The organism is Methylobacterium sp. A52T (assembly GCF_053346095.1).
Window position 1 is genome coordinate 1 of record NZ_JBKFBI010000254.1, and the last position, 3,578, is coordinate 3,578.

At 72.2% G+C, this 3,578-nt stretch carries 5 protein-coding genes; 1 reads left to right on the forward strand and 4 read right to left on the reverse strand.

Annotated elements, in window-relative coordinates:
• Positions 1–154 precede the first annotated feature (154 nt).
• The 3 genes from ACLBYE_RS29940 to ACLBYE_RS29950 all read right to left on the reverse strand — a co-directional run bounded on the left by ACLBYE_RS29940 (position 155) and on the right by ACLBYE_RS29950 (position 1,811).
• Positions 155–796 (reverse strand): DedA family protein, encoded by a 642-nt coding sequence (locus ACLBYE_RS29940; protein WP_447696941.1) that lies wholly within the window; start codon positions 794–796, stop codon positions 155–157.
• Positions 797–887: 91 nt separating this feature from the next.
• A complete protein-coding gene (locus ACLBYE_RS29945) occupies positions 888–1,367 on the reverse strand; it encodes a redoxin family protein (protein WP_447696942.1) in 480 nt (159 codons plus the stop codon).
• 102 nt (positions 1,368–1,469) lie between these two features.
• Positions 1,470–1,811 carry a hypothetical protein gene (locus ACLBYE_RS29950; protein ID WP_447696943.1) on the reverse strand — a complete coding sequence of 114 codons (342 nt, stop codon included), beginning with the start codon at positions 1,809–1,811 and terminating at the stop codon, positions 1,470–1,472.
• Positions 1,812–1,998: 187 nt separating this feature from the next.
• Between ACLBYE_RS29950 and ACLBYE_RS29955 the strand changes: the two genes are divergently transcribed.
• A complete protein-coding gene (locus tag ACLBYE_RS29955) occupies positions 1,999–2,637 on the forward strand; it encodes a YqgE/AlgH family protein (protein ID WP_100252769.1) in 639 nt (212 codons plus the stop codon).
• 140 nt (positions 2,638–2,777) lie between these two features.
• On the opposite strand, the gene ACLBYE_RS29960 is transcribed toward ACLBYE_RS29955, so the two are convergent.
• Positions 2,778–3,578 (reverse strand): hypothetical protein (locus tag ACLBYE_RS29960; RefSeq protein WP_447696944.1); only part of this gene is annotated, 801 nt, incomplete at its 5' end.

The window sequence follows — 3,578 nt, forward strand, 5'->3', positions numbered from 1 at the left end:
GCCCGAGGGGGGGGGGGCCGGGCCCGCCGGGGTGCCAAACGCCGCCTCCCCGCCGGCGGCGCGCCGGCTCGCCGCGGCCACCGGCGTCCTCCTCCTGCACCACGACGCCCTCGAGGCGATCGAGGCGTTCGACCTCGCGGAGACGTGATGCCCGTCAGGCGAGCGGGCCGGGGATGGCGATCTCCGCCTCGCTGAGCAGGCGCGCCTCGTGGCGGCGCACGAACAGCCACAGGGCCAGGCCACCGAACACCACCAGGGCGAGCAGGGTCAGGCCCACCGGACCGACGATGTGCTCGATCTGGCGCCCGCAATAGTACGAGCCGATGCCCATGCTGCCGGCCCAGACGACGCCGCCGAGGGCGTTGAAGGCCATGAAGCGGCGCGCGTCGAGCTTGTTCACGCCGGCCAGGACCGCCGCGTAGGCGCGCAGCATCGCGGTGAAGCGGCCGAAGAACACGATCTTCCCGCCGTGCTGGCGGAACAGGTACTGGCCGAGCTTGAGCCGGCCGTGATCGAGGGCGATGAGATGGCCGTAGCGGAGCAGCAGCGGCATGCCCCAGCGCCGCCCCGCCCAGTAGCCGACATTGTCGCCCAGGATCGCCGCCGTCGCCGCCGCGGCGATGACCAGGCCGATGTTCAGGTTCCCGGTGCTGCCGGCGTAGACGGCGGCCGAGATCAGCACGGTCTCGCCGGGGCACGGCACGCCGGCGCTCTCGAGGGTGATGATCACGAAGATCGCGATGTATCCGTAATTCGCGATCAGGTCGGCGATGGGCAGGTCGTTCAGGAAGGCCATGCGGTCCTCGGGCCGGTCTCCGGGCAGAGCCCGGCGACACAAGCGGACGGAACGTGGCCTTAAGAGGGCCGATCTGCGGCCGGCGGCGTCCTCAGAGGACCTTCAGCAGTGCCTCGGCGCCGGACGCCTCGGCCTTCGAAGGCGTCTCCTCGACGTTGAGGATCCGGACGACGCCGTCCTCGACCAGCATCGAGTAGCGCTTCGAGCGCATCCCGAGGCCGAAGCCGGTGCCGTCCATCTCCAGGCCGAGGGCCTTGGCGAAATCGGCGTTGCCGTCGGCGAGGAATTCCAGCCCCTCGGCGCCGCTCGCCTTCGACCACGCGTCGAGGACGAACACGTCGTTGACGCTCGTGACCGCGATGGCGTCGATACCGCGCCCGAGGATCTCCTCCCGATGGGTGACGAAGCCCGGCAGGTGGTTGCGGTGGCAGCTGGGGGTGAACGCGCCCGGCACGCCGATCAGGACCACGCGCCGGCCCTTGAACACGTCGTCGGTGGTGCGCGCGATCGGGCCCTCGGGGCCGATCACCCGGAAGGTGGCCTGGGGCAGGTGGTCGCCGACCTGGATCATCGCGGGTCCCTCGTTGTCGCGCGCTGGGATGGCACGCGTGAGCAGCGCGCCTGACCTAGCGTGGCAGGGGGTGCCTGTCGAGGATCGGGATCGGCCTGCGGCTCACGGTCCGAGAAGCTTGACGAAGGCCGCCCCGGCGCCGAACAGCGCGGCCCCGGCCGTCATGCCGGACAGCGCCACCTGCCAGGGCGCGAGACTCCGGTCCCGGCCGATCTTGGCGGCCTCGGCCGCGAGCTTGGTCTGCTCGACGGCCGTCTTCGAAGCCTCGGCCGTCATCTTGAACTGCTCGGCCGCCAGCTTGGTCTGCTCCGCGGCCAGTTTCGACTGCTCGGCGATCAGCTTGTGCTGCTCGGCGACGAACTTCCGCGTCTCCTCGTGGGCGCGCTCGATCCGGGCGCGCTGCTCCTCGATGTCGAACGCGGTCTGAGAGGCGGAGCCAGCCATGATGGTCACGGTCTCGAACGTGGCCGGAACGATCGCCTTCGCGTGCCGGCCGGGACATTCTGCGGCGCGCATGAGACCCGCACAAGCTTGGGGGAGGCTTGCTGCGTCCCTTTTGCCCGCTGGACAACGGAGGGGCGCGGCGTAGCATGGACGCATGGCGCACCCTCCGCACCGCAGGCCCGATCCCATGTCGGCAGCGTCGTCCCAGGCCGGAAAGGCGGCGCCGCTCCGCACGGAGCTGTCGGGCCCGCACTTCCTCGACGGGCAGTTCCTCGTGGCCATGCCCGGCATGGCCGACGAGCGCTTCGCGCGCTCGGTGATCTACATCTGCGCCCACTCCGCCGACGGGGCCATGGGCATCATCGTCAACAAGGCGGCGACCGACATCAGCATGCCGGACCTCCTGGTCCAGCTCGACGTGGCGCCCGAGGCGGACGCGATCCGCCTGCGCGAGCGGGTCGGCCACATGCCGGTCCTGATGGGCGGCCCGGTGGAGGGACGGCGCGGCTTCGTGCTCCACAGCGACGATTTCCACATCCAGCAATCGACGCTGATCATCGACGACGGCATCTGCCTGACCGCGACCGTGGAGATCCTCCGCGCCATCGCCAGCGGCGAGGGGCCGGCCAGCGCCGTGCTGGCGCTCGGCTACGCCGGCTGGCAGGCCGGGCAGCTCGAGAGCGAGATCATGGCCAACGGCTGGCTCAACTGCCCGGCCGACCCGGCCCTGATCTTCAACGCCGACCTCGACGCCAAGTACGACCTCGCCCTGCGGGCCAACGGCATCGACCCGGCGATGCTGTCGATGACCGCCGGCCGGGCCTGACCCGGCCGCGCTCGCCAGGGCGGCACGTCGTCTTTGCGAGCGGAGCGATCCAGGAACGCTACGCCGGCCAGCCTCGCGCTACCCTGGATCGCTTCACTCCGCTCGCAAAGACGGTTGCGCCGGGCCGTTACGGGGCGGTCCTACTCCGGAACGGCGTCGCCGCCGCCGACCGCGTCCGGGTTCATGCCCTCGACGGCCGGCTTCGGCCGCGGCCGCCGGGGCGCCACGGCGGCAGTGGGCGTCGCCGTGTTGGCGCCGAGCCGGGTCGCCAGGGCCAGGGCGCGGTTCTCCGTCACCCGCAGATGGCAGAACCCGTGCGTGCCCTCGCGCGCGTAGGTGCGGCAGAGCTGCTCCCGGTCCGAGGAGAACGCCGCCTGCTCGCTGACGATCGGCCGCACGTCCTCGCGTCGGGCCCGCTGAGTCATCAGCTTGTAATTGTCCCGGACGGCCTTGTCGGCCACGCCGCGGGCGGTGTCGAACTCGCCGGCCCGCGGGATCAGGGTGGCGGCGCCCGGCCCCCAGAGGCCGACCGGCGTGGTCGCGCAATCCGCCGCCGAGAAGGTGCAGACCGGGCCCGAACCCAGGCTCGAGACCAGCACGCCGCCGTCGGTCACGTCGAAGCGCAGCGGGCACTCGGCCCCGGCAGCCTCGAAGCGCGGCACGCCCTCGGGCTTGCCCTCGGCGGTGAGCGCCACCGGATTGCCGCCCGCGAGCGGGACGGTGCACGAATCCGCCGGCTGCGAGATCTTGGTCCCGGGCAGCTTGATCCGCGCCGTGACGGCCGTGCCGGAGCGCTCCAGCTTCAGGGACCCGGAGAGTCCGTTGAGCTGCAGCTCCTGGCCGATCACGCCGTCCTCGGAGGGCGTCTTCAGCACGACCGGGCGGGCCGGGGCGGGGGCGGGCCGGGGCGCCTCGGGAGCCGCCGCGGGCGGGCCCGGCTC